17 protein-coding genes are annotated in these 21,215 nt (G+C 68.4%); 7 read left to right on the top strand and 10 right to left on the bottom strand.

Features of this window, described 5'->3' with window-relative positions:
* Positions 1-57 precede the first annotated feature (57 nt).
* The 3 genes from BCEP18194_RS18560 to BCEP18194_RS18550 are packed head-to-tail and all read right to left on the bottom strand — an operon-like array spanning position 58 to position 3,369.
* Positions 58-1,269 (bottom strand): benzoate/H(+) symporter BenE family transporter, encoded by a 1,212-nt coding sequence (locus BCEP18194_RS18560; RefSeq protein ID WP_011352796.1) that lies wholly within the window; start codon positions 1,267-1,269, stop codon positions 58-60.
* 54 nt (positions 1,270-1,323) lie between these two features.
* Positions 1,324-2,499, bottom strand: a complete 1,176-nt coding sequence (locus BCEP18194_RS18555) for a vWA domain-containing protein (protein WP_011352795.1) — start codon at positions 2,497-2,499, stop codon at positions 1,324-1,326.
* A 27-nt stretch (positions 2,500-2,526) separates the two neighbouring features.
* Positions 2,527-3,369, bottom strand: coding sequence for an AAA family ATPase (locus tag BCEP18194_RS18550; RefSeq protein WP_011352794.1), 843 nt, complete (start codon positions 3,367-3,369; stop codon positions 2,527-2,529).
* Between the two features lie 245 nt (positions 3,370-3,614).
* Between BCEP18194_RS18550 and BCEP18194_RS18545 the strand changes: the two genes are divergently transcribed.
* A complete protein-coding gene (locus BCEP18194_RS18545; RefSeq protein WP_011352793.1) occupies positions 3,615-3,974 on the top strand; it encodes a c-type cytochrome in 360 nt (119 codons plus the stop codon).
* A gap of 40 nt (positions 3,975-4,014) precedes the next feature.
* Positions 4,015-4,374: a c-type cytochrome gene (locus BCEP18194_RS18540; protein WP_011352792.1), complete on the top strand. Its 360-nt coding sequence runs from the start codon at positions 4,015-4,017 to the stop codon at positions 4,372-4,374.
* A 99-nt stretch (positions 4,375-4,473) separates the two neighbouring features.
* On the opposite strand, the gene BCEP18194_RS18535 is transcribed toward BCEP18194_RS18540, so the two are convergent.
* On the bottom strand, positions 4,474-4,908 hold the full coding sequence (locus BCEP18194_RS18535) for a DUF1841 family protein (RefSeq protein ID WP_011352791.1): 435 nt from the start codon (positions 4,906-4,908) through the stop codon (positions 4,474-4,476).
* Positions 4,909-5,178: 270 nt separating this feature from the next.
* On the opposite strand from BCEP18194_RS18535, the gene BCEP18194_RS18530 reads away from it, so the two are divergent.
* Positions 5,179-6,108: a DMT family transporter gene (locus BCEP18194_RS18530; protein ID WP_011352790.1), complete on the top strand. Its 930-nt coding sequence runs from the start codon at positions 5,179-5,181 to the stop codon at positions 6,106-6,108.
* A 150-nt stretch (positions 6,109-6,258) separates the two neighbouring features.
* Here BCEP18194_RS18530 and nth read toward each other — a convergent pair whose 3' ends face one another.
* Together nth and rsxB are read right to left on the bottom strand one after the other, a co-directional pair.
* Positions 6,259-6,903 carry an endonuclease III gene (gene nth / locus BCEP18194_RS18525; RefSeq protein WP_011352789.1) on the bottom strand — a complete coding sequence of 215 codons (645 nt, stop codon included), beginning with the start codon at positions 6,901-6,903 and terminating at the stop codon, positions 6,259-6,261.
* Positions 6,900-7,904 carry an electron transport complex subunit RsxB gene (gene rsxB / locus BCEP18194_RS18520; protein ID WP_011352788.1) on the bottom strand — a complete coding sequence of 335 codons (1,005 nt, stop codon included), beginning with the start codon at positions 7,902-7,904 and terminating at the stop codon, positions 6,900-6,902. Before rsxB ends, nth begins: the two co-directional genes overlap by 4 nt.
* Before the next feature lie 156 nt (positions 7,905-8,060).
* Between rsxB and BCEP18194_RS18515 the strand changes: the two genes are divergently transcribed.
* Complete coding sequence (locus BCEP18194_RS18515) at positions 8,061-8,693, top strand: TetR family transcriptional regulator (RefSeq protein ID WP_011352787.1); 633 nt, start codon at positions 8,061-8,063, stop codon at positions 8,691-8,693.
* 96 nt (positions 8,694-8,789) lie between these two features.
* Here the strand turns inward: BCEP18194_RS18515 and BCEP18194_RS18510 are convergent, their stop codons facing one another.
* Complete coding sequence (locus BCEP18194_RS18510) at positions 8,790-10,265, bottom strand: polyhydroxyalkanoate depolymerase (RefSeq protein ID WP_011352786.1); 1,476 nt, start codon at positions 10,263-10,265, stop codon at positions 8,790-8,792.
* Between the two features lie 212 nt (positions 10,266-10,477).
* Positions 10,478-12,307 (bottom strand): glycoside hydrolase family 15 protein, encoded by a 1,830-nt coding sequence (locus BCEP18194_RS18505; RefSeq protein ID WP_011352785.1) that lies wholly within the window; start codon positions 12,305-12,307, stop codon positions 10,478-10,480.
* 166 nt (positions 12,308-12,473) lie between these two features.
* On the opposite strand from BCEP18194_RS18505, the gene BCEP18194_RS18500 reads away from it, so the two are divergent.
* Positions 12,474-13,718, top strand: a complete 1,245-nt coding sequence (locus BCEP18194_RS18500; protein WP_011352784.1) for a lactonase family protein — start codon at positions 12,474-12,476, stop codon at positions 13,716-13,718.
* Positions 13,719-13,818: 100 nt separating this feature from the next.
* Here the strand turns inward: BCEP18194_RS18500 and BCEP18194_RS42105 are convergent, their stop codons facing one another.
* Positions 13,819-18,840, bottom strand: a complete 5,022-nt coding sequence (locus BCEP18194_RS42105) for a DNA translocase FtsK (RefSeq protein WP_011352783.1) — start codon at positions 18,838-18,840, stop codon at positions 13,819-13,821.
* Positions 18,841-19,017: 177 nt separating this feature from the next.
* Positions 19,018-19,563 carry an META domain-containing protein gene (locus tag BCEP18194_RS18490; RefSeq protein ID WP_011352782.1) on the bottom strand — a complete coding sequence of 182 codons (546 nt, stop codon included), beginning with the start codon at positions 19,561-19,563 and terminating at the stop codon, positions 19,018-19,020.
* Between the two features lie 213 nt (positions 19,564-19,776).
* Between BCEP18194_RS18490 and purT the strand changes: the two genes are divergently transcribed.
* Both purT and BCEP18194_RS18480 read left to right on the top strand, forming a co-directional pair.
* Complete coding sequence (purT, locus tag BCEP18194_RS18485; protein ID WP_011352781.1) at positions 19,777-20,991, top strand: formate-dependent phosphoribosylglycinamide formyltransferase; 1,215 nt, start codon at positions 19,777-19,779, stop codon at positions 20,989-20,991.
* Positions 20,992-21,009: 18 nt separating this feature from the next.
* The gene (locus BCEP18194_RS18480) at positions 21,010-21,195 is read left to right on the top strand and encodes a DUF6726 family protein (RefSeq protein ID WP_011352780.1); all 186 of its coding nucleotides are present in this window, start codon (positions 21,010-21,012) and stop codon (positions 21,193-21,195) included.
* Positions 21,196-21,215 lie beyond the last annotated feature (20 nt).

The following is a 21,215-nucleotide window of genomic DNA, read 5'->3' as shown; positions in this document are numbered from 1 at the left end:
TCGTGTCGGGCACGTTCCGGCGTGTCCGATGGCCGCAGCGGCGGGCGCCGTGCCGCATCACGCGGGGCGGCGCGCGTTCAGGATCACCTGCGTGACGATCCCGGCGACGAGCCCCCAGAATGCCGAGCCGATCGACAGCAGCGTGAGGCCCGACGCAGTGACCATGAACGTGACGAGCGCGGCTTCGCGCTGCTTCACGTCCTGCATCGCGTTCGCGAGGCCGCTCATGATCGAGCCGAACAGCGCGAGCGCGGCGACCGACACGACGAGCGCCTTCGGCAGCGCCGCGAACAGCGCGGCGATCGTCGCGCCGAAGATCCCCGCGATCAGGTAGAACGTGCCGCACCACACGGCGGCCGTGTAGCGCTTCGCATGATCCTCGTGCGCTTCCGGGCCCGTGCAGATCGCGGCCGTGATCGCCGCGAGGTTGACGCCGTGCGAGCCGAACGGCGCGAGCAGCAGCGACGCGAGGCCGGTGGTCGCGATCAGCGGCGACGACGGGGTCTGATAACCGTCCGCGCGCAGCACCGCGATACCCGGCACGTTCTGCGACGCCATCGCGACGACGAACAGCGGAATGCCGATGCTGACGATCGACGCGATCGAGAACGCGGGCATCGTGAACACGGGCTTCGCGAACGCGACGTGAAAGCCGCTGAAGTCGAGCAGGCCGAGACCGCCGGCGACCGCCGTGCCGACGATCAGCGTCGTCACGATCGCGTAACGCGGCGCGAGCCGCTTGACGATCAGGTACGTGAAGAACATCGCGAGCACGAGCGCCGTCTGGAACTGCGCGGCGCGGAAGATCTCGATGCCGATCTCGAACAGGATGCCCGCGAGCAAGGCGGCGGCGATGCCGGCCGGAATCTTGCGCATCAGCGTGTCGAACAGCCCGCTCAAGCCGACGGCCATCAGCAGCACCGCGCAGACGACGAATGCACCGATCGCCTCGGGGTAGGGCACGCCGGGCAGCGATGCGATCAGCAGCGCGGCGCCGGGCGTCGACCACGCGACGACGACGGGCGCGCGAAAGCGCAGCGACAGGCCGATCGTCGTCAGCGCCATGCCGATCGACAGCGCCCAGATCCACGACGAGATCTGCGCATCGGTGAGGTGGGCGGCGCGGCCGGCCTGGAACATCAGCACGAGCGAGCTCGTGTAGCCCGTCATCATCGCGACGAAGCCGGCGACGAGTGCCGACACGGAGGTATCGGCGAAAAAGCGGCGGCCGCCGGCGCGGCTGGCGCTCGCGGTGGGCAAGGGGTTCATGCTATCTCCGGGGGAGGCCGTTCGGACGCGGCCTTCGTGTCTTGGTGGGTGTCGTTACTTGCTGAGTGCGCGCATCGCGGTTTCGAGGCCTGCGAGCGTGAGCGGATACATGCGATGGCCGAGCAGGTCGCGGATCACCGCGACCGATTGCCGGTATTCCCATAGCCGCTCGGGCTCCGGGTTCAGCCACGCATGATGGGGGAACTGGTCGGCGAGTCGGCGCAGCCACACGGCACCGGCTTCCGGGTTGTTGTATTCGACCGAGCCGCCGGGCTGCAGCACTTCGTACGGGCTCATCGTTGCATCGCCGACGAAGATCAGCTTGTAGTCGGGCGTGAACTTGTGCAGCACGTCCCACGTTGCGGAGCGTTCCGAGTGGCGGCGGCGGTTGTTCTTCCACAGGTGGTCGTACACGCAGTTGTGGAAGTAGAAGAATTCCAGGTGCTTGAATTCGGCCTTCGCGGCCGAGAACAGCTCTTCGGTGCGCTTGATGTGGTCGTCCATCGAGCCGCCGACGTCGAGCAGCATCAGCACCTTCACGTTGTTGTGGCGCTCGGGCACCATCCGCAGGTCGAGCCAGCCCGCGTTCGCGGCGGTGCTGCGAATCGTGCCGGGCAGGTCGAGCTCCTCGGCGGCGCCTTCGCGCGCGAAGCGGCGCAGCCGTCGCAGCGCGACCTTGATGTTGCGGGTGCCGATCTCGACGGAATCGTCGTAGTCGCGATACGCGCGTGCTTCCCACACCTTCACCGCGGTGCGGTTGCCGTTCGACGGGCCGCCGATGCGCACGCCTTCCGGGTTGTAGCCGCCGTGCCCGAACGGCGACGTGCCGCCGGTGCCGATCCACTTGTTGCCGCCTTCGTGGCGTTCCTTCTGCTCGTCGAGCAGTTCCTTCAGGCGCTCCATCAGCTTGTCGAGCCCGCCCATCGCGTCGATCTGCGCCTTCTCCTCAGGCGACAGCTCGCGCTCGAGGCGCTTTTCGAGCCAGTCGAGCGGAATGTCGAATGCTTCGGACGGCAGGGTGGACACGCCGTGGAAATACGCGCCGAACGCCTGGTCGAACTTGTCGAAGTACTGCTCGTCCTTGACGAGCGTCATCCGCGCGAGGAAGTAGAACGCGTCGATCGACGGCGAGATCAGCCCGGCCTTCAGCGATTCGAGCAGCGTCAGGTATTCCTTCACCGAGACGGGCAGCTTGGCTGCGCGCAGCGCGTAGAAGAAATTGAGCAGCATGGCCGGGCCTTCGCGGGTGAGAGAGGATTACCGGTTGTGCCGGTTCATGTAGACGAGGCGTTCGAGCAGGCTCAGGTCCTGCTCGTTCTTCAGCAGCGCGCCCGCAAGCGGCGGCACGATCTGCTTCGCATCCACGCCGCGCAACTGGTCGGCCGGGATGTTCTCGGCGAGCAGCAGCTTCAGCCAGTCGAGCAGCTCGGACGTAGACGGTTTCTTCTTCAGGCCCGACACGCCGCGCAATTCGAAGAAACTCTCGAGGGCCGCACGCAGCAGCTCCTCGCGGATGTCCGGGAAATGGACCGCGACGATCTTCTGCATCGTCGCCGGGTCGGGGAACTGGATGTAGTGGAAGAAGCAGCGGCGCAGGAACGCGTCGGGCAGCTCCTTCTCGTTGTTCGACGTGATGATGACGAGCGGGCGGTGCTTCGCGCGGACCGTTTCCCGTGTTTCGTACACGTGGAATTCCATCCGGTCGAGCTCGCGCAGCAGGTCGTTCGGGAATTCGATGTCGGCCTTGTCGATCTCGTCGATCAGCAGCACGCTCGGGTGCTCGGCATCGAACGCCTGCCACAGCACGCCCTTGACGATGTAGTTCGAGATGTCCTTCACGCGCTCGTCGCCGAGCTGCGAATCGCGCAGCCGCGATACGGCGTCGTATTCGTACAGGCCCTGCTGCGCCTTCGTGGTCGACTTGATGTGCCACTGCAGCAGCGGCATGTCGAGCGCGGCGGCCACTTCCTCGGCGAGCATGGTCTTGCCGGTGCCGGGCTCGCCCTTGATCAGCAGCGGGCGTTGCAGCGTCAGTGCGGCATTGACCGCGAGCTTCAGATCGTCGGTGGCGACGTAGTGCGAGGACCCTTCGAAACGCATGGCGGCGCTCTTCTCAATCGGGGAAAAAACCCAGTATAAGTCAGAAGGGCTGTCCGGTTGGGCCACGCCCGCGTATCGTTGCAGGGCTGTGGCGGGGCGAACGGGGGCGCCTTGTGGACGCATTCCCCACCGACGCGGTACAATCTGGCCGTTTTTTTTGGCCTGCGTGGCGACCTGATAAGCATAACGGCGCGGGCCGTTGCCGCTTTGGCGCCAGTTTCCCCTCAAGCTAGGTTACAAGAGCTATGAACAAATTCGTCGGCAAACACGTCGTTGTCGCAGCGCTCGTGGCGCTCGCGGGCAGCGCGCAGGCGGCCGGTGTGGTCGGCAACCCGAAGGACGGGGCGAGCAAGGCCGCCATGTGCATCGGTTGCCACGGCATCCAGGACTACCGCGCGGCGTACCCGGAGGTCTACCGGGTGCCTGTCCTCGGCGGCCAGAACCAGCAATACCTCGAGAACGCGCTGAAGGCCTACCGCAAGAAGGATCGTCACTTCCCGTCGATGAATGCGATCGCCGGTTCGCTGACGGACCAGGACATCGCGGATCTGGCGGCGTACTACGCCGTGCAGAAGGCCGACACGAAGGACAATCCCTACAAGTAAAGCGCGCGCCGCCGATCTGACCGGCGGGACAGGAGCATTCATGAACAACGCATTCAAGACGGCGGCGGTTGCACTGGCGGCCGGCCTCGCGATCGGTACCGCGCACGCGGCGGACACCACGAAGGGCAAGGAGCTGGTCGAGTCGCACAACTGCGCCGCCTGCCACGGCGCGCAGATGAACAAGCCGATCAACGCCGAATATCCGCGCCTCGCCGGCCAGCATGCCGACTACCTCGTGTGGGCGATGCGCCAGTACCAGATGGGCCTGACGAATCCGCTGCTCGGTCGCAACAACGCGATCATGCAGGCGCAGGTGCAGAGCCTGTCGGTCAGCGACATGAAGGACATCGCTGCCTACATCGAGTCGCTGAAAGAGACCGATCTCGTGTTCAAGAAGTAAGCGCGACGGGCCTGACGGGCTCGCGCAGCAAAAATACCCCGCCGAGGCGGGGTATTTTTTTGCCTGCGCTCAGGCGCCCGGGGGCCGGCGCCGCGGCGCTCAGTCGCGCGATGCGCGGCGCAGGATGCGCTGCAGGTATGCGTCGGTATCGGGCGGCGTGCTCGTGCGCTGGGCTTCCCAGATCGTCTCGCCGAGGCATTCCATGATCACGTGCTGCGCGTCGTGGGTCGAGTCGAGCTTGGCCGCGAGCTTGTCATGCGCGGCGCGGATGCCGGGCGGCTGGTCGATCGACAACTGCTCGCTGATCGCGAGATGCATCGACAGGTGCAGGAACGGGTTCGTGCGGCCTTCCTCGGGCGTGTACTCGCGCGCGGTCGCGCCATCGGCGTCGGCGAGTTCGTCGTGGTATTCGGGATGCTCGACGATCCAGTCGGCTGCCATCGCTTCCAGCGGCGTCAGGATCTCGCCCGCGCGCTGCTTGCGCCAGGTCTCGGTGAAAAAGCGACGCACTTCGTCGCGGCTTGGATTGAACATGGTGGGGAAACGTCGTGATTCGGACGGCGTGATGCCGCGTCGCGCATTGTACGCCGGGTCGGCGGACGGCGCTGGCGGCGGGCGGGAGCGGGTTGCGCGGTGCCCGTGGCGATGGCGATGGCGCGCGGGCCGTGCAGACGCGCGGCGCCGGCCGGTTGCCCGCATTCTGAGCCGGCGCCGGGGAACGGGTAAGCGCGGGCTAGGCTCGCCGCCGCCGCGCCGTTACACTCCGACGATTTCCGGCGCCACGCCGCTTGCCCCCGTTCCGTCATGACCGCCACCACCCGCCCATCGTCCGCCGCCCTGCAGGGCACGCTCTACGTCGCGCTGTCCGCCGCCGCGTTCGGCGCGATGGCGATCTTCGGCCGCTACGCGTATGCGGCCGGCGTCGACGTGCTCGGGCTGCTGATCGTGCGCTTCGCGATCGGTGGCGCGGTGCTCGCCGCGATCGCACGGCATCGTCGCGTCGCATGGCCGCGCGGGCGCGCGCTCGCGCCGCTGGTGGCGATGGGCGCGCTCGGCTACGTCGGGCAGTCGTTCTGCTATTTCAGCGCGCTGCAGCACGCGCAGGCGAGCCTCGTCGCGCTGCTGCTGTACCTGTATCCGGCTTTCGTCACGCTGCTGGCCGCGTGGTGGCTCGGCGAGCGCCTCACGCGCGCGAAGGCCGTCGCGCTCGTGCTGTGCGTCGCGGGTTCGGCGCTGATGGTCGGCGGCGGGCATGGCGAGCCGCTCGGGATCGCGCTCGCACTGGCCGCCGCGGTGATCTACTCGCTGTACATCGTCGGCGGCACGAAGGCGACGCGCGGCGTCGATCCGCTCGCGACCACCGCGATCATCTGCCTGTCGGCGACTGCGACGCTCGTGGCGATCGCCGTCGTGCGGACTGCCGCGTTCGGTGCGCCGCCGCGCTGGCCCGCGACGGCCGGTGGCTGGGCGTCGATGCTCGCGATCGCGCTCGTGTCGACGGTTGCGGCGATGCTCGCGTTCTTTGCCGGGCTCGAGCGGCTCGGGGCCGCGCGCACGTCGATGCTGTCGACGCTCGAACCGGTCGTGACGGTCGCGCTCGCGGCGCTGCTGTTCGGCGAAGCGCTGTCGCCGCTGCAGTGGGCGGGCGGCGTCGCGATTCTGGCTGCCGTGCTGGCGCTGGTGCGCGCAGGTGGCGCGGCGGCTGACGATGCGACGGCGACGTCCAACGCGTAGTGAGGAAGGGGAAAGCGGCGGCGATGGCGCGAGTGGCTACGCGCTATCGCGGTTGCGGTTTGCCGGCCGGGCAACGACCGACGCGGCGGGCATCCGGCATCCGGCTGCATCGCGCCGGCCGGTCTGCGGCACGTCAGCCGCGGTTGCGCGTCACTCGTTGGGCGGCGGCGTCTTCGGCCTGAATTCGCACAGCGGCTCGATCACGCAGTGCCAGCATTCGGGCTTGCGGGCCTTGCAAACGTAGCGCCCGTGCAGGATCAGCCAGTGATGCGCGTCCTGCAGGAATTCTTTCGGCGTGAACTTCTCGAGCGCGGCCTCGACGGCGCGCACGTCCTTGCCCGGCGCGAGCCCGGTGCGGTTCGCGACGCGGAAGATGTGCGTGTCGACCGCGATCGTCGGCTGGCCGAACGCGGTGTTCAGCACGACGTTCGCGGTCTTGCGGCCGACGCCCGGCAGCCCTTCGAGCGCTTCGCGATCGGCCGGCACCTCGCCGTCGTAGCGGTCCAGCAGGATCCGGCACGTCGCGACCACGTTCTTCGCCTTGGTCCGGTACAGGCCGATCGTCTTGATGTACTCGGTGACGCCTTCTTCGCCGAGTGCGACGATTTGTCGCGGGGTATTCGCGACCGGAAACATCTTCCGCATCGCCTTGTTGACCGATACATCGGTCGCCTGCGCGGACAGCATCACGGCGATCAGCAACTCGAACGGCGTCGAGTATTCGAGCTCGGTGGTCGGATGCGGATTGAGGCTCTGCAGCGTTTCGTAGATCGCGCGTCGTTTGCTGGCGTTCATGGAGCGTTCTGGTCGGGCGGTGCGGACGGGCCACCGGGGCCGTCGTTGCCTGCGTCGTTCTCTTTGTCATTGCCGTTCGCGGCCGCCGCTTCGGCGTCGCGTTGGGCCTGCTGTTCGGCGAGCCGTTTGCGGCGCGCCTCGGCCGCATCGATCTGCGCCTGGACGGCTGCGCTCACGCCTTCGGTGTTCTTCGGCCCGGCGTCTTGCCCGGACAGCTCTTCCTTCTTCTTGCGCGCCCGCTCGAGCGCGGCGGCGATGATCGCGCGCTTCTTCGCTTCGGCGTCGTCTGCGGCCGGTGCGGCGGCCGGCGCGGCGGATTGCGTTTCCGCCTGGGCCGCAGCCGGCTTCGCGGCACTGGCCGCGCGGCGTGCGGCCGCGCGCGCTTCGGCGGCCTCGCGTTCGCGGCGCTGGCGCGCGAGCCGCAGGTCGTGGCGTTCGCGCGCGGCATCGGCCTGTTCCTGCGACCACGCGTCCCAGCCGGTGCGTTCGCCGGTCACCGGCAGCATCGCGATGCAGTCGACCGGGCAGGGCGGCACGCACAGGTCGCAACCGGTGCACAGCGATTCGATGATCGTGTGCATCTGCTTCGGCGCGCCGACGATCGCGTCGACCGGGCACGCCTGCATGCACAGCGTGCAGCCGATGCACAGGCTTTCGTCGATGAAGGCGACCGCGCGCGGATGCTCGCTGCCGTTGACGGGGTTCAGCGGAATCACCGGTTTGCCGAGCAGGCTCGACAGGCGCGCGATGCCTTCGGCGCCGCCGGGCGGGCACTGGTTGTAGTTCGCGTCGCCGGCGGCGATTGCCTCGGCGTACGGGCGGCAGCCGTTATAGCCGCACTTCGTGCATTGCGTCTGGGGAAGCAGATCTTCGATGCGATCTGCGAGTGTTTTGGAATCGGTCACGGTGACAACGGGCGCAGCGGCGCCGAATGGCTCTCGGCCGCGTCGGACGCGGTCGGAAAGGTTTGCCAAAGCTCGATTATCGCCGATTTCCCGCATTGCGCTGGACGCCGTCTGTGCGCATAATCGAACCGCTTTTTTGCAGGGGCTCAGCAGGAGGGCGGCCGCCCGCGGCGCGCCCGTTCCAGGGCGGCCGGCGCCAAGGCGGTGGGGGTGCCGGTCCGGATCAAGCGGCTCACATAGCAAAACGCCACCATGAATCAGCCAAAAATCAAAAGAGATCCTGAAGGTACGCGCCGCCGCATCCTGATGGCGGCAGCCGAAGAGTTCGCGAGTGGAGGGCTGTTCGGCGCACGCGTCGACCAGATCGCGCGCCGGGCCGAAACCAACGAGCGCATGCTCTATTACTACTTCGGCAGCAAGGAGCAGTTGTTCACGGCCGTGCTCGAACACGCGTTCTCCGCGTTGACCGAGGCCGAGCGCGAGCTCGATCTCGACGGCGTCGCGCCGGTCGAAGCCGTCACGCGGCTCGCGCATTTCGTTTGGGACTACTACCGCGACCATCCGGAACTGCTCAGGCTCATCAACAACGAGAACCTGCACGAAGCACGCTACCTGCACAAGTCGACGCGGATCCGCGAGATGATGTCGCCGATCGTCGCGAAGCTCGGCAACGTGCTGACGCGCGGCCAGAAGGCCGGGCTGTTCCGCACCGACGTCGATCCGCTGCGCTTCTACGTGACACTGTCGGGGCTCGGCTACTACATCGTGTCGAACCGCTTCACGCTCGCCGCGACGCTCGGCCGTGACTTCACCGACTCCGACGAGCGCGCGGAGATGGTCCGGATGAACACCGAAGTGCTGCTCGCGTATCTGCTGCGGCGCTGATGCGTTGATGCGCCGACCGCGCCGAAGCGGCCGCCAGATGTAAAAACGCCGCCGTGCGCAGGCAACGGCGGCGTTTTTTCGTCGGAACGCGGTGCGTCAGGCGGCCTTGCGCGTGCGTACGGCCTTGGCGCGCGGGCTGCCGGCAGCGGCGCGTTTCGCGGCCGGTGCGGCCTTGGCGGGGGCGGCGGCCTTCGCCGGCGCCTTTGCGCGCGTGCGCTTCGCCGCGGCGGCGCGCGTCGCTTCGGCCGGCGCGTCGCCGGCCGGCACGGCTGCGAGCGTCGTGGCCGCCGGTGCTTCCGGGACATCCTTCGTCGCGCCGTGCTTCGGCTCCGGTGCGTGCTCGCGGATGAAGTCGCGCAGTTGCGGATAGATGATCGTGCGCCAGCGGCGGCCCGAGAAAATCCCGTAGTGACCGCACTTCTCGGCGGTCAGGCTGCGACGCTGGTCCTGCGGGATGCCCGTGCACAGCTCGTGCGCGACGTGGGTCTGGCCGCTGCCGGAGATGTCGTCGAGTTCACCCTCGATCGTCATCAGCGCGGTGTGCTGGATGTCCTGCGGACGCACGCGCTCGCCTTCGACATCCCACGTGCCTTCGGCCAGGCGGAATTCCTGGAACACGACGCGGATCGTCTCGAGGTAATACTCGGCGGCCATGTCGAGCACCGCGTTGTATTCGTCGTAGAAGCGGCGGTGTGCTTCGGCGTCGTCTTCGTCGCCGCGCAGCAGGCTCTGGTAGAAATCCCAGTGCGATTGCGCGTGCCGCTCCGGGTTCATCGCGACGAAGCCCGTGTGCTGCAGGAAGCCCGGATACACCTGGCGACCTTCGCCCGGGTAGTTCGCGGGCACCGTGTGGATCACGTTGTTCTCGAACCACGCGGTCGAGTGCTGCGTGGCGAGCGAATTCACCGACGTCGGGCTGCGGCGCGCATCGATCGGGCCGCCCATCATCGTCATCGTGAGCGGCGTGTCTTCGCCGCGGCTCGCCATCAGCGAGATCGCCGCGAGCACCGGCACCGTCGGCTGGCACACCGAGATCACGTGCAGGTTGCGCGCGCCGATGTGACGGATGAACTCCTGGATGTACGCGATGTAGTCGTGCAGGTGGAACGCGCCGGTCTCGATCGGCACCATCCGCGCGTCGATCCAGTCGGTGATGTAGACCTTGTGATCCTGCAGTAGCGTGCGCACCGTGTCGCGCAGCAGCGTCGAGTGGTGGCCCGACAGCGGCGCGCAGACCAGCACGACCGGTTCATCTTTCAGTTGGGTGACGGCTTCGGCGTCGTCCGAATAGCGCTTGAAACGCAGCAGCCGGCAGAACGGCTTCTCGACGATCGTCTGCTCGACGATCGGGATGTTGTGACCGTCCTTGACGATCTGATGAATGTTGAACTCGGGCTTCTCGTAATCCTTGCCGAGCCGGTACATCAGTTCGTACGCGGCGGCCATCCGCGTCGCGCCCGGCATCAGCGAGAACGGGCTGGACGGATTGGCGAACGATTTGGACGCGGCCTGGGCCCAGGCCGTCAGCGGGCTCAGCATGGCGCGCTGGAATTCGTGCAGTTGGTAAAGCATGCAGACTACTCCCGCGTGGGGGACGGTGCGCAAGGGCGGCGTGGGGCGTCGCGGCGTGCCGTGTGGGTCAGCGACCGGCCATGTTGCACTGCAGCCGGACAATCGCGTCGATCATATCGGACAACGATGGGTGGTGCAATGCAACATTTCCCCGATTTTTCATCAAAGTTTTGCGATTTGACGTTCTCTGACCAAGCCGCTCGCGCCCCCGTTCAGCGACCCGTTGCCACGGCCGGCGCGGGCTGGCCGGCTGCGCGCGCCATCGCGTCCTCGTGGTGCATCAGGTTCATCGCGGTATGCACGAGCGCAACGTGCGAGAACGCCTGCGGGAAGTTGCCGACGAGCCGGCCGGCCACCGGGTCGTACTCCTCCGCGAGCAGCCCGAGGTCGTTCGACAGCGCGAGCAGCCGGCTGAACAGCCGGTGCGCGTCGTCGATCCGGCCCAGCAGCGCATAGTTGTCGACCAGCCAGAAGCTGCATGCGAGAAACGTGCCTTCGCCGGGCGGCAGGCCGTCGTCGTAGTCGGTCGTGCGGTAGCGCATCACGAGCCCGTCGTGCAGCAATTCCCGCTCGATCGCCTCGACCGTGCCGACGATGCGCGGATCTTCCGGCGGCAGGAAACCGAGCAGCGGCATCAGCAGCACGCTGGCGTCGAGCTCGTCGCTGCCGTAGCTCTGTGCAAACGCCCGTTTGCTTTCATGCCACGCGTTGGCGCATACGTCGGCGTGGATCTGGTCGCGCAGCGCGCGCCAGCGGTCGAGCGTGCCCGGCAGCCGGAACATCTCTGCCGACTTGATCGCGCGGTCGAACGCGACCCACGCCATCACCTTCGAAAACGTGAAGTGGCGGCGGCCGCCGCGCGTTTCCCAGATGCCTTCGTCGGGTTCCTGCCAGATCTTCTCGAGATGGTCGAGTAGCGCGCACTGCACCGACCAGACCGTGTCGTCGGCCTGCAGGCCGCCCACCCGTGCGAGGTGCAGCGCGGCCATCACCTCGCCGAACACGTCGAGCTGGAGCTGGTTCGCGGCGCCGTTGCCGACGCGCACCGGCTTCGAGTCCTGGTAGCCGGGCAGCCAGTCGAGCTCCATTTCCGGCAGCCGGCGCTCGCCGGCGATCCCGTACATGATCTGGATCTGTTCGGGCGAGCCGGCCATCACGCGGCCCAGCCACGTGCGCCACGCGCGCGCCTCGTCGTAGTAGCCGCCGCGCATCAACGCGAGCAGCGTGATCGTCGCGTCGCGCAGCCAGCAGTAGCGGTAGTCCCAGTTGCGGTTGCCGCCGATCTTCTCGGGCAGCGACGTGGTCGGCGCCGCGACGATCCCGCCGGTCGGCTCGTACGCGAGCGCTTTCAGCGTGATCAGCGAACGGCGTACCGCGGCCGCGTAGCGGCCCTGCACCTGGCAGCGGCCCGACCATTCGAGCCAGTAGTTCTCGGTGCGCGCGAGCATCGACAGCGGATCGCGCGCGGGCGGCAGTCGCAGGTGCGATGCCGCATAGCTGAGCGAGAACGGCACGCGCTCGTCCGCGCTCACCGTGAATTCCGCGAGCGTATGAAGGTTTTCGCCGGTGAGCGGCACCGGCGTGCGCAGCACGACGGTGTCGGGGCCCGCGATTGCCTTCATGCCGTCCTCGCGGGTCAGCTGCGTGACCCACGGGATCGAGAAGCCGTAGTCGAAGCGCAACACCAGCTCCATCCGCATCTTCATCGTGCCGTGGCGGCCGACGACGATCCGCACCAGCTCGGACCAGCCGTTGCCGGGCGGCATGAAGTCGACCACGGTGACGGCGCCGTCGGCGCTTTCGTAGTCGGTTTCGAGAATCAGCGTGTCGCCGCGATAGCGGCGCGTCGTGTGCGTGATCGCGGCGTCGGCGGCCGGCGCGAGCAGCCAGCGGCCGTGCTCGGGGGTGCCGAGTAGCGCCGCGAAGCAGGCGCCCGAATCGAAGCGGGGCCAGCACAGCCAGTCGACGGAGCCGTCTTTAGCGATCAGCGCGGCGGTGTGGCCGTCGCCGACGAGGGCGTAGTCTTCGATCAGGGCAGGCATGGGCAGGCGATCCTTGGGTATTCGAGTTCACAATGCGGACGGCGGCGGCCAAGGCTTCACGCGCTGGCGCCGCGCCCCGTATACTCGGCCGGGCGGCGGAGCGCATGAACGGCCGGCGTTTCGTCCTATCTCAACACTTGAAGCGACTCGACGCAAGGAGGATTCAATGCCCAACCGTTTACGCGAGCGTGACGCACGCGCTTCGACACGAGGGTTCCCGCTTAGGCTCGCTCACTGGATGAAAGGTTTCGCGATCGTGCTCTCCCTTTCCGCGACCCACGCATTTGCGCAGCAATCGACCGCCCCGGCCGACGGCGTCTACAACCTGCTCGTCGGCACCTATACGGGGGGCGGCAGCGACGGCATCTATGTTTACCGCTTCGATACGAAAACCGGCAGCGTTGCGCCCGTGTCGTCGGCGAAGACCGTGAATCCGTCGTACCTGTTGCCGAGCCGCGACGGTCGCACCGTCTACGCGGTCAACGAACTGCCCGGCGACGACGGGCCGGCAACGACGCGCGGCGGCGTCAGCGCATTCCGCTTCGACGCGAAGACGGGCGCGCTGAGTTTCATCGACCGCGTGTCGTCGGAAGGGAACGATCCTTGCTATCTCGCGCTGTCGCCGGACGGCAAGTACCTCGTGACCGCCAATTACTCGGTCGCGAAGGATCCGGGCGGCAGCTTCGCGGTGTTTCCGCTGCGCGACGACGGCGCGGTCGGCCAGGCCGCGCTGACCGTGCACCATGAAGGCACGGGGCCCGTGAAGGGGCGCCAGGACGGCGCGCACGTGCATTCGACAGTGTTTTCGCCCGACGGCCGTTACCTGTTCGTGCAGGATCTCGGCGCGGACAAGATCTACGGCTACCGCTACACGGTGGACGGCAGCCGCGGGCTGATCAGCCCGACCGAGACGCGCTACACGCCGGTGAAGGCGGGCTCGGGCCCGCGTCACATGGTGTTCAGTGCCGACGGCCGGTACGCGTACGTGACGAGCGAGCTCAACGCGTCGGTCGAGGTGTTCGGCTACCACGACGGCAAGCTGACGCCGGTCGAGACCGTATCGATGACCGCGCCGGGCTTCAAGGGCAAGGTCGGCGGCGGCGCGATCCACCTGTCGCCGGACGGCCGCTTCCTGTACGTGAGCAACCGCGGTGACGCGAACGACCTGGTGATCTACGCGGTGAACCAGGGCGACGGCCGGTTGAAGCAGGTCGGCCGCCAGTCGAGCCTCGGCAAGACGCCGCGCGAGTTCCTGATCGATCCGACCGGCAAGTGGCTGATCGTCGGCAACCAGGACAGCGATACGTTCTACGTGTTCAGCCGCAATGCCGAAACGGGGCAGCTCGGCCCGAATCCGCAGAAGGTGGCGGTCGGCAAGCCGGTCGACTTCAAGCTGGTGCCGGTGCAGTAAATGAAAAAGGGCGCTGCCGATGCAGCGCCCTTTGTTTTTCGGGGCCGCCGGTTTCCCGGTGCGCCCGTGTCGGTTGCCGGCGGCCGACCGGCCGCCGCGCTCAGTCGGCCGCGGCCGGCACGAGCACCTCGCGGCTGCCGTTGATGCCCATCGGCGACACGAGCCCGGCCGCCTCCATCTGCTCGACGAGGCGTGCGGCGCGGTTGTAGCCGATGCGCAACTGCCGCTGCACCGACGAGATCGACGCACGCCGCGTGCGCACGACGAACGCGACGGCTTCGTCGTACAGCGGATCGGCTTCCGCGTCCGGCGCATCGCCGAACAGGTCCTGCGTCGCGCCGTCGGCGGCAGGGCCGTCGAGGATCCCTTCCTCGTATTGCGGCTCGCCGAACTGCTTCAGGTACTCGACGACCCGGTGCACTTCCTCGTCGGCGACGAACGCGCCGTGTACCCGCTGCGGATAACCGGTGCCCGGCGGCAAGAACAGCATGTCGCCCATCCCGAGCAGCGATTCGGCGCCCATCTGGTCGAGAATCGTGCGCGAGTCGATCTTCGACGACACCTGGAACGCGACGCGCGTCGGGATGTTTGCCTTGATCAGGCCCGTGATCACGTCGACTGACGGACGCTGCGTCGCGAGGATCAGGTGGATGCCGGCGGCGCGCGCCTTCTGCGCGAGGCGCGCGATCAGCTCTTCGATCTTCTTGCCGGCGACCATCATCAGGTCGGCCAGCTCGTCGATCACGACGACGATCAGCGGCAGCGTCGACAGCGGCTCCGGATCCTCCGGTGTCAGCGAGAACGGGTTGCCGATCTTCTTTTCCTTCGCTTCCGCATCGCGGATCTTCTGGTTGAAGCCCGCGAGGTTTCGCACGCCGACGGCCGACATCAGCCGGTAGCGCTTTTCCATCTCGCCGACGCACCAGTTCAGCGCGTTCGCCGCGAGCTTCATGTCGGTGACGACCGGTGCGAGCAGGTGCGGGATGCCTTCGTAGACCGACAGCTCCAGCATCTTCGGGTCGATCATGATGAGCCGCACGTCCTCGGGCGTCGCCTTGTACAGCAGCGACAGGATCATCGCGTTGATCGCGACCGACTTGCCCGAGCCCGTCGTGCCCGCGACGAGCATGTGGGGCGCCTTCGCGAGATCGGTGACGACCGGGTGGCCGGTGATGTCCTTGCCCATCGCGATCGTCAGCTGCGAGGCCGAGTGCTGGTACTGGCGCGACTCGAGAATTTCCGACAGGCGGATCATCTGGCGCTTTGCGTTCGGTAGTTCGAGGCCCATGCAGGTCTTGCCGGGAATCGTCTCGACGACGCGGATCGACGTGAGGCCGAGGCCGCGCGACAGGTCCTTCATCAGCCCGACGATCTGGCTGCCGCGCACGCCGAGCGCGGGTTCGATCTCGAAGCGCGTGATCACGGGGCCGGCCGACGCGCCGACCACCGTCACCGGCACCTTGAATTCCTGCAGCCGCTGTTCGATCACCTGTGCCGTTTGTGCGAGGTGTTCGTCGGTGATCGTTTCGACGTCGCCGGATGGCGGCTCGAGCAGGTCGAGCGTCGGCAGTTCGACGCTGAACGACGCGGGGGCGTGGAATTCGAACGCGTTCGGGCGCGGTGGGCGCGCGGGGGTGTCGGGGGCTGGGGAGCCGGCTGCGGCTGGCGCGGCCGGTTCGGTTGCCGTGGTCGTGATTGCTTCGGCCGGCGGGGCAGTGGGGATCGCCGGTGCGGACAGGCTCGCGCCGGGGATTGTCACTGCGGGTTGCTGAGCCGTGGCCGACGGGGCTGCCGGTGCTGCGGAGACATTCGACACGGACCAGCTTGCCGGCGACGAGGCCGAGGCGGTCGGGGTGGCGAACGTCGTGGCTTCGATGGCTGCCGGTGCGGAAACGATCGATGGAGCCAGCGTCGCGGTGGTTGCGCCGAAGGACGTCAGTGAACCGGTCGGCGTGACGGGCGAGTTGGCGATCGGTTGCGCTGGAGTTGCTGCCGCCGTGGCGATCGGCGTGGTAGCCGTGTCGGAAGCGGCGGGTGGTACGGGCAGGCTGGCGGCCGGCTGCGGTGCGACTGCGCTGGAGGTACCGAATGTGCCGAATGTCGTACCCGTCGACGAAGTTGCCGGGTTGGCCTGAAGCGTCGCGGCGGGCGCGGACGACGGTGCGGTGATCGAGCCGGACACGGTATTCGCGGGCGCTACGGCAGCGATCGCCGGCGTGGCGGTCGGTGCCGGTGCCGGCGCGGTTGAACCGGAAGTCGAAGCCGACGTGCCCACCGTCGACGGCGTCACGGCGGGCGCAATGGACGACGCGGGCACCGATGCGCGAGGGAACGAACCGTAAATCGTGCCCGCAACGCCAACCGGTGCGGCCGACGCGACGGATGCAACGGTCGATGCCGAAGTGGCCGGTTGCGAAAGCGAGGTCGACGCAGTGCCGGTCACGCCGATCGGGGATGCGGGTGTGACGGATGCAGCGTTCGATGCCGAAGCGGCCGGCTGCGAAAGCGGAGCCGAGGCAGTGCCAGTCACGCCGATCGGGGATGCTGATACGACGGCTGCAACGGTCGATGCCGAGGCGGCCGGCTGCGAAAGCGGAGCCGAAGCAGTGCCGGTCACGCCGATCGGGGATGCGGGTGCGACGGATGCAGCGTTCGATGCCGAAGTGGCGGGCTGCAAAAGCGGAGCCGAGGCAGTGCCAGTCACGCCGATCGGGGATGCTGGTACGACGGCTGCAACGGTCGATGCCGAAGCGGCCGGTTGCGAAAGCGGAGCCGAGGCAGTGCCGGTCACGCCGATCGGGGATGCGGGTGCGACGGATGCAGCGTTCGATGCCGAAGCGGCCGGTTGCGAAAGCGGAGCCGAGGCAGTGCCAGTCACGCCGATCGGGGATGCCGGCGCGACGGAGGCAACGGCCGAGATCGACGCAGCCGGTTGAGCAAGCGAACTGGATGCCGTGCCGATCACACCATCCGACGAAGCGGGAACGGTGACAGGCGCAATGCCCGATACGGACGCAGGCGCTTGCGCGGTCGAACCGTGGACGGTGCCGACGCTCGGCGACGTAGCGCTAGCCGACGCCGTTTGCGCGGCGGCAAACGGTTGATCCGCAACCGGCGATTTCGGCAATTCCGCGGTGACGGGCGGATTCGTCGTGGCCGGTTGCGCCGTCGAAGGCGTCCACGTCCATGCCGCCGCTGCCGGTGCGGCATTTGCTGCGGCCGGTGCCGACGCTGCCGCAAACGGCCTGGTTTCGGCGCTTGTGCGCGATGTCGTGTCGGCAATCGGCGAAGCGGGGAGGGCCGCGAACGGCGCGATATTCCCGGCGGGCTTCGCGTCGGCGTGCGCATCGGCGATGCCCTGCGGCACGCGGGCCGATGCCGTGCGATCGATTGCGGCAGCAGGTTGCGCCGCCGTGGACTGGTCGTCAGTGTCGAACGATGCCGGCGGGTTGCCCGCGGCGATGTCGTGAACCGCCGCGGTGTTCGGTTGTGCGAAGGCGGCATGGGCCGGTTCCGATCCTGTCGCGTCCGTCGACGATTCGGCGACCGGGTTCCAGGCGGATGCGTCGAACGCGGAAACCGGCTGGCTGGAGAGGTCTTCCCACGGCGCGAGGTCGATGGGCGCGTCGAACGACGGCGCGGGCGAGATTCCCGATGCCAGCGCGGCGGGGGCATCGTCGGCGTGCAGGATCTCGTCATCGGCGTGATGCGAGAACGCGGCATCGTCGATGCCGGTATGCGACAGCGCGTGTGGTGCGGCGGCGCTGAACGCCACGGCGCCCGCATCGGCAACCGGCGCATGGACAGCGGGCACTGCCGGCATGAACGCGTCGAGCACGATCGGTGCGTTTTCGTCGTACGCGGGCGCTGCATCGTATGCGAGCGGCGCACTGGCGTCATGCGCCGCGAGGCCGTGGGCCGCGGAGGCGATCCCGGTCGGCACGGCCGCTGCTGCCGGCGCTGCAATGCCGGCTGCTGCCGCGGCCACGCCGGCCACAGTTGCCGCTGCCGCCGCCGCGTGCCCGGCATCGTCTTGTGCACCGCTCAGCGTCGCCCATTGCGCGGTGCTGGCCTCGATCGAGCGCAGCGTGTCGTGCACGCTCGGCGCCGGCGTAATCGGTGCGGCGGGTTTTTCCGTCCACGCATAGAGCGGTGCACGCGCCGGCGTTGGCTGCGCCGGGCGGCGTCGTGCCGCATCCGACGGCAGGCCGCTCGAACCGGCTCCTGCGGCGGGGCGTACCGGCGGGCGCTGCGGCTGCGCGGCGGCCGGCCGCGGCGTGACCGTGGTACGCGGCGGGGTCGGCTTCAACGCGGCGGTGGCCGGTCGCGCGGCTGTCGGCCGCGGACGGACGGGTTCGAATCCGGCAGGAAGCGGGGCCGGATCGGGGCGCGGGACTTGCGAGTTGGCTGCTGCGCGCGCGAGGCTGGCGGTGCTGCCGGTCGTGGGCGGCGGCATCGCGCTGGCGGGAGTGATCGGCGCGGGCGGTGTCGGCACGCTGCGCTGGGGCGCGGTCGGCTTCAACCAGCCCGATGGCGCGACGGGTTCCACGTGCGGACGCGGCGGCGTGCTGCTGCGCGGCTTCGGTCGCGCCTGCGGGTCGGGTTTCCACAGCGTCGGGCGCGAGTACCGGCCGTTCTGGCGCGGCGCCATCGAATTGACGGTATGCGCGGTGGTCGGCTGGACGACATCGTCGTCGCGATGCAACGCGCTACGCGGCAGGTCGGCGATGCCGCGCGCTTCGTCGTCACCGCCGTCGCGCGCCAGCTTGACGCCGAACGACGTGTCGACCCACGCGGCGAACTGCCGCCAGCCGATGCCGGTCAGCCAGGGCAACCCGGCGAAGAACAGCACGACCATCGCGACCGGCGTGCCGATCGGGCCGAGCACGTGGGCGAAGCCTGCCGAGAACGCATGGCCGAGCGCGTTCGTGTCGGGGCCCGACAGCGGGCTCGTCAGCGTGCAGCTCGCCACGAACACCGCGGCGAAGCCGAGCCACAGACGGATCGAGCCGCGGCCGGCAAGCCCGACACCGCCAGGCAGCATCGCCTGCACGAGACGCCAGAAGAGAAGGAGGAACCAGACGGCGGAGATGCCGAACCAGCCGAAGACAACCGTGTGCATGCTTTGAAACAGGAGTGGGGAGGGGCGCGCGGGGCGCGACCCGCCGAGTTTAACCGGCCGGCGAACAAGACTCTAACGCGGCGTGCATCCGATTCACGCCGCGCGACGCGTGTGCCCGGCACACGCGCGTGGCGCGCCACGCGAAGGCGATCGGTCGGCCTTCGCGCGCGCCGTGCATCAGGGGCTCCGGTGCGTGAAGGTCAGTGTTGCGCCGGAATTGGTCACGAGCTGCAATTGCCGCGGCTCGCGCATCTGCACGCCGGTCTTGTCGACGTGCGCGAGTGCGTCGAGGTACGCGGTTTCGAGCTGGCCGCCGAGCGTATTCGGGCAGGCCATCCGCGTGCCGGCGAGCGGCCCGAAGCTCAGCAGGCCGTTCTTGATCGCGTAGGTGCCCATATAACGATTGCAGCCCGAGAACCCGCTGGCGCGCCGGATGCCCGAGTCGGTCGACAGCGCGAGCTTGATCGGCTCGCCGTTGTCGCCGTGCGGGATCGCGCGCTGCGTGCCGTCGGCATTCACCCAGCTGGTGAGTTCCCAGCTCGTGTCGTCGAGCAGCTGGACGGCGGCCGGGTTGTACGGGTCGGGCGCGGGGGCGGTGGAATCGGGGTGGGTCGGCATCGCGCAGGCGGCGAGAAGCGTGGCAAGCGTCAACGCGCAGAGCGGCGCGCGCAACGGGCGAAGCAGGCCGGTGCGTGCGCGTGCGGCGGCGGACAGGTGGGACATGAGCCTCGTTCCTCATCGGATTCTGATCAAGGCGTAAGAGTAACGCACCCGCCCCGCGGCAGGCGAGCCGACACTTCACGCGTGAAAACGTTCGCAGCCTGCTTGCGAGCGGCCCGTGGCCGGTTGCCGGCGCGGCGAAACGCGCAAAACCGGTGTCGTGGCGCGTGTTAACATCGGAGCCGTTTTCGTCCTCCATCAGAAGCGGGTAATCACATGCAGATCGGTCAGCGGCTCGGTACGCCGCTCTCACCCTCGGCCACGCGCGTCATGCTGCTCGGCGCCGGCGAACTCGGCAAGGAAGTCATCATCGCGTTGCAGCGGCTCGGCGTCGAAGTCGTCGCGGTCGATCGCTATCCGGACGCACCGGGCCACCAGGTCGCGCATCGCGCGCACGTGATCGACATGACGGACGCCGCCGCGCTGCGGGCGATCGTCGAAGCCGAACGCCCGCACCTGATCGTGCCCGAGATCGAGGCGATCGCGACCGACGCGCTCGCGGCGATCGAGGCGGCCGGCCTCGCCGAGGTGATCCCGACCGCGCGCGCGACGCAGCTCACGATGAACCGCGAAGGGATCCGCCGGCTCGCGGCCGAGGAGCTCGGCCTGCCGACCTCGCCGTATGCGTTCGCGGATTCGTTCGAGGCGTTCAGCGCGGCGATCGCGAAGATCGGCATGCCGTGCGTCGTGAAGCCCGTGATGTCGTCGTCAGGCAAGGGGCAGTCGGTCGTGAAGACCGAAGCCGACGTGAAGCCGGCGTGGGACTACGCGATGGCGGGCGGACGTGTGAACCACGGCCGCGTGATCGTCGAGGGCTTCATCGATTTCGACTACGAGATCACGCAGCTCACCGTGCGCGCGATCGATCCGGCGACGGACGCCACGCGTACCTACTTCTGCGAGCCGGTCGGCCACGTGCAGGTCGCGGGCGACTACGTCGAGTCGTGGCAGCCGCAGCCGATGAGCGCAGTGGCGCTCGAGAAGTCGCGCGAGATCGCGCACAAGGTCACCGAGGCGCTCGGCGGGCGCGGGATGTTCGGCGTCGAGCTGTTCGTGAACGGCGACGACGTGTGGTTCTCCGAGGTGAGCCCGCGGCCGCACGATACGGGCCTCGTCACGCTCGCGTCGCAGCGCCAGTCGGAATTCGAGCTGCACGCGCGTGCGATTCTCGGGCTGCCGGTCGATCCGGCGCTCGGTACGCCGGCCGCGTCGGCCGTGATCTACGGCGGGCTCGACGAGCGCGGGATCGCGTTCGAAGGCGTGCGTGAAGCGCTCGCGGTGCCGGGCGCCGACCTGCGCCTGTTCGGCAAGCCGGAAAGTTTTGCGAAGCGGCGCATGGGTGTCGCGCTGGCGACCGGCGCGACCGTCGACGAAGCCCGCGAACGCGCGAAGCGCGCGGCCGCGGCTGTGCGGCCCGTGTCGGCACGCTGACGTATACAGGAGAGGACGATGACGCCGAAGTGGCTGCGTATCGGAAAGCTGGCCGCCGCGCTGGCGCTTGCAGTGAACCTCGCGGGTTGCGGCCTCGCGGCCGCCCCGTGCCGGGTCGCCTCGGCCGGGCTCAAGATCGTGCCGCTCGTCGGCCATGTCGCGGCCGCGCCGACCGACGCGTGTGCCGGTGTCATCGATCCCTGATCACGATACCCGTCCCGATC

Source organism: Burkholderia lata, assembly GCF_000012945.1.
GTDB lineage: Bacteria > Pseudomonadota > Gammaproteobacteria > Burkholderiales > Burkholderiaceae > Burkholderia > Burkholderia lata.
This window is presented reverse-complemented; position numbering and strand designations above follow the sequence as displayed.

Coding starts and splice junctions, on each gene's coding strand:
- BCEP18194_RS18540 (WP_011352792.1), top strand. CDS start 4,015: ATGAACAACGCATTCAAGACGGCGGCGGTTGCACTGGCGGCCGGCCTC.
- BCEP18194_RS18535 (WP_011352791.1), bottom strand. CDS start 4,908: ATGTTCAATCCAAGCCGCGACGAAGTGCGTCGCTTTTTCACCGAGACC.
- BCEP18194_RS18530 (WP_011352790.1), top strand. CDS start 5,179: ATGACCGCCACCACCCGCCCATCGTCCGCCGCCCTGCAGGGCACGCTC.
- nth (WP_011352789.1), bottom strand. CDS start 6,903: ATGAACGCCAGCAAACGACGCGCGATCTACGAAACGCTGCAGAGCCTC.
- BCEP18194_RS18510 (WP_011352786.1), bottom strand. CDS start 10,265: ATGCTTTACCAACTGCACGAATTCCAGCGCGCCATGCTGAGCCCGCTG.
- BCEP18194_RS18515 (WP_011352787.1), top strand. CDS start 8,061: ATGAATCAGCCAAAAATCAAAAGAGATCCTGAAGGTACGCGCCGCCGC.
- BCEP18194_RS18545 (WP_011352793.1), top strand. CDS start 3,615: ATGAACAAATTCGTCGGCAAACACGTCGTTGTCGCAGCGCTCGTGGCG.
- BCEP18194_RS42105 (WP_011352783.1), bottom strand. CDS start 18,840: ATGCACACGGTTGTCTTCGGCTGGTTCGGCATCTCCGCCGTCTGGTTC.
- BCEP18194_RS18555 (WP_011352795.1), bottom strand. CDS start 2,499: ATGCTGCTCAATTTCTTCTACGCGCTGCGCGCAGCCAAGCTGCCCGTC.
- BCEP18194_RS18490 (WP_011352782.1), bottom strand. CDS start 19,563: ATGTCCCACCTGTCCGCCGCCGCACGCGCACGCACCGGCCTGCTTCGC.
- BCEP18194_RS18560 (WP_011352796.1), bottom strand. CDS start 1,269: ATGAACCCCTTGCCCACCGCGAGCGCCAGCCGCGCCGGCGGCCGCCGC.
- BCEP18194_RS18480 (WP_011352780.1), top strand. CDS start 21,010: ATGACGCCGAAGTGGCTGCGTATCGGAAAGCTGGCCGCCGCGCTGGCG.
- BCEP18194_RS18500 (WP_011352784.1), top strand. CDS start 12,474: ATGCCCAACCGTTTACGCGAGCGTGACGCACGCGCTTCGACACGAGGG.
- purT (WP_011352781.1), top strand. CDS start 19,777: ATGCAGATCGGTCAGCGGCTCGGTACGCCGCTCTCACCCTCGGCCACG.
- BCEP18194_RS18505 (WP_011352785.1), bottom strand. CDS start 12,307: ATGCCTGCCCTGATCGAAGACTACGCCCTCGTCGGCGACGGCCACACC.
- rsxB (WP_011352788.1), bottom strand. CDS start 7,904: ATGCGGGAAATCGGCGATAATCGAGCTTTGGCAAACCTTTCCGACCGC.
- BCEP18194_RS18550 (WP_011352794.1), bottom strand. CDS start 3,369: ATGCGTTTCGAAGGGTCCTCGCACTACGTCGCCACCGACGATCTGAAG.